Genomic DNA, 3,246 nt, shown 5'->3' with positions numbered 1-3,246 from the left:
GATCCTTGCTGATCGCCCAATGAATTGGGCTCCTACCGGGCGATCAGGGTATCTACTAGCCATTACCTTCGGTGCCTTGATGATTGCTGATCGCGCAATGAATTGGGCTCCTAACGGGCGATCACGGGATCTACTAGCCATTACTTTCGGTGCCTCGATCCTTGCTGATCGCCCAATGAATTGGGCTCCTACCGGGCGATTAGGCAATCTACTAGCCATTACCTTCGGCGCCTTGATCCTTGCTGATCGCGCAATGAATTGCGCTCCTACAACACCTAGTGCGCGCACCCAGCCGTTGTAGGAGCCAGACTTGTCGGGCGATCAGGCTATCTATTAGCTAAGCGGCTCGATCCTTGCCCATGGCTTACCCATGGCATATGCACTGTCATCGCGAAGCGTGGCGATCTTGGGGTTGTTTGCCGCCGTTGGTTGAGGTTGCCGCGTCGCTGCGCTCCTCGCAACGACATGGGAGGAGTACTCCTCGCAACGACCTAACAGAAGGCTTCTCGAACTAACCTTTCTAAGCCTTTACCAACCGCCTTGGCCTTCTAACAAGCTACGTGTGTTGTTGTTTAACGGCAGGCGGAAGTCGGCGCTGCCGAGTACCATCGCATCGCTTGCTCGTACGACCCGAGCACTCACATAGATGTAGTCCTGGCCTTGTGCATAGGTGCCCATCAGGATAGAGCGGGCATTGTGCTGGGCACTTAAGCGCTGAACTTGGCGGGAAAGAATTAGCTCGCCTACGCTCTCTTCGATAAACATGCTGTCACGCATTTTCACTTCGCGTACTTGCATGCCTTGGCGGGATAGCGCCGATGCCATAATTTCAGAGCTGATACGCCCAAGCGTCGATGATTGGCTAAGGTTGTCGATGCTGACGAAGGTGGCGGCAATCATGGGGCTGTAGCGCGTTAGCTCCGGGTTGCTGGCAATCATTTGTTCGGCAGCGGCGTGCACCAATTCAGAAAGGTCGAGTTCCGGTTCCGCAGCCATGTTGTTAGCATTGCCCAGCGCGCTACAGCCAGTCAGCAAGAGTAGCGTCATGCCAGCCGCCACCGCGCGGGTTGAACGATTGATAAAGCGAGCGCGCCATCCAATAAAGAGTGTCATCAGCATGAAGTTACCACGTGTCAGTAATGGAAACGGAGGGGGTGGACGGTGCCTGAGGCACGCGTTGAGGGGCGTATTGACGACGATCACCGGCATTGATGTAGTAAATGTTGGACGAAGAGTAGAGAATTCGTTCGCCATCGATAATTTGCGTGGTCACAATGATCTCTTCGTTCCCGGTATGGGTCCAGCTGCCGCTGGTGGTGTCGGCGAGTATGGCGGCGGGGATTAACCCCAAGGCGGGCTCGGCCCAATGATTGATGGGGATGGTAGCCACTGCGATACCGGCGGTTAAGGCGGTAAAAGCCCCTGCGGGTGGGCGCACAAAACCGCGGTCGCGATGTTCGACGACTTCTACATCAATGCTGATGTTAGCGCTGTTCGCCGTGGGGACGGTGGTGAGGTTGGCGCCCCGCGATACTAACTCGCTGGTCAGCAGTGTGCGAAAGCCCCGCTCAAACTCACCCCCGCTGTAAGCATGTAACGCTTCTTGGTCGGCTGGGTCGATATGTAAGTCGCGGTTACGGACACGTTCTCGTTGTAAAATGCGGGTCGCTTCGTGGCGAGCGAGTACATCCCAGTGGTGGGCTGCCTGCATACGCTGCTGTTCAGTATAGGGATACGTCGTGGCGATCGGCGCTTGGGAGGTGTTGGCATAAAAGCAGCCGCTAAGCATTAAGCTCGCTAGCCCTAAGTAAACAGGGCGTGCGAAATCGGCTAATTGACAAGATAGGGGACGGGTGCGCACCTGCGGGTTCCTTTTTCGCTACAAAACGGCTTTTTGATAGACTGTACGTCTTGCCTGGCTCGTAATGCTGGGTGAGTAATGATTAGTTTGCCATGCCTAATTTGACGTGCCTAATTAGATATAAATAGCTAGATCGGCCAAAAGGTTAAAAACTTGAATGAGCGATAATAGTAATGCTTGAAGATTACCGCCGCGGTCCGCGCCATGATTCGCTCATGTCGGCTTATCATGAAAGCGATAGTAATAGCGGTTGGATGATCAGCTATCTCGATATCATGACGCTGCTGGTAGCCCTGTTTGTAGTCATTATCGCGGCGGCCGGGGCGACAAATTCAGAATGGCTGGCAGGTGAAACCCCTAATGATGATGACCAGCCGATGGCGTCTAGGCTGGAAGTGCCTTTGCCCGAGCCGTTATCTCAGGCAATGTCGATGCGTGAGGATTCTACGCGTGCTACTTGGCGTGGGGCAGGATTAAGCCCGATGGCGATTAGCACGGCGTTGGGGGTGGCTGGGCTGCCTCGGCGTGTGAGGATAGGCGTGCCACCGTTATTAGCTGCACCGTCACCTAGCCCCGAGATTCCCAGCGAACCGACTATTTCTCTGCCTAAACTACTGATGCCCGCGGGCAGTGATGATTTTTCGTCGCCCCTTGCTGATTATATGGTGGTGTTAACCGACCGGCCCCCGGTGAACGTTCAGGCGGTAAGCGATGAGTCAGTATCCGGTGCGCTGGCCTTGAACCAGGCGCTTTCTCAGCGTGTTGAAGAATCGGCTTACTTGCCAGACCTTGACGGCGTTGAAGTATCGCGCGTTGAGGAGGGCATTAGCCTGCGCGTGCAGGATCAATTGCTGTTTCCTTCAGCAACGGCTGAGTTAACTAACGGTGGGTCGTCGCTAGTGGGCAGTTTGCTTGAAACCATTCAGCGCTACGATGGCGAAGTCTGGGTAGAAGGCCATACGGACAGCCAAACGATTAACACCGATGATTACTCGTCTAACTGGGCACTGTCTAGCGCCCGGGCCATTGCCATTGTTGAAGCGTTGGAAGCCGCCGGTGTCGATGCGGAGCGCCTGCGCGCGGTGGGCTTGGCCGCCACAAGACCATTAGCCGGTAACGATACAGCGGAAGGGCGGGCTCGTAACCGGCGGGTTGAGGTGGTGATCCATGTTGAGTAGTGCTTAGCTGATTTGCTCCGCTGCGTTTGCTGCAGCTGTCCTTGCGAGGAGCGTAGCGCGGCAATCTCAGTCTACGGTGGCACCACAACCCCGAGATCGCCGCGCTTTGCTCGCGATGACAAGCACAGCCCAACCCCGAGATCGCCGCGCTTTGCTCGCGATGACAAGCACAGCCCAACCCCGAGATCGCCGCGCTTTGCTCGCGAT

General features: G+C 55.8%; 3 protein-coding genes. 1 reads left to right on the top strand and 2 read right to left on the bottom strand.

Going from position 1 to position 3,246, the window contains the following annotated elements:
• Nucleotides 1-528: 528 nt before the first annotated feature.
• Together RZA33_RS19205 and RZA33_RS19200 are read right to left on the bottom strand one after the other, a co-directional pair.
• On the bottom strand, nt 529-1,047 hold the full coding sequence (locus tag RZA33_RS19205) for a FlgO family outer membrane protein (protein ID WP_416337891.1): 519 nt from the start codon (nt 1,045-1,047) through the stop codon (nt 529-531).
• A 76-nt stretch (nt 1,048-1,123) separates the two neighbouring features.
• A complete protein-coding gene (locus tag RZA33_RS19200; RefSeq protein WP_317509328.1) occupies nt 1,124-1,789 on the bottom strand; it encodes a hypothetical protein in 666 nt (221 codons plus the stop codon).
• Nucleotides 1,790-2,034: 245 nt separating this feature from the next.
• Between RZA33_RS19200 and RZA33_RS19195 the strand changes: the two genes are divergently transcribed.
• Nucleotides 2,035-3,039 carry an OmpA family protein gene (locus tag RZA33_RS19195; protein WP_317509326.1) on the top strand — a complete coding sequence of 335 codons (1,005 nt, stop codon included), beginning with the start codon at nt 2,035-2,037 and terminating at the stop codon, nt 3,037-3,039.
• Nucleotides 3,040-3,246: the final 207 nt, after the last annotated feature.

It is taken from the genome of Halovibrio sp. HP20-59 (assembly GCF_033052795.2).
Lineage (GTDB): Bacteria > Pseudomonadota > Gammaproteobacteria > Pseudomonadales > Halomonadaceae > Vreelandella.
Note: the sequence above shows the minus strand (reverse complement) of the source record. Positions and strands in the feature narration are given on the sequence as shown.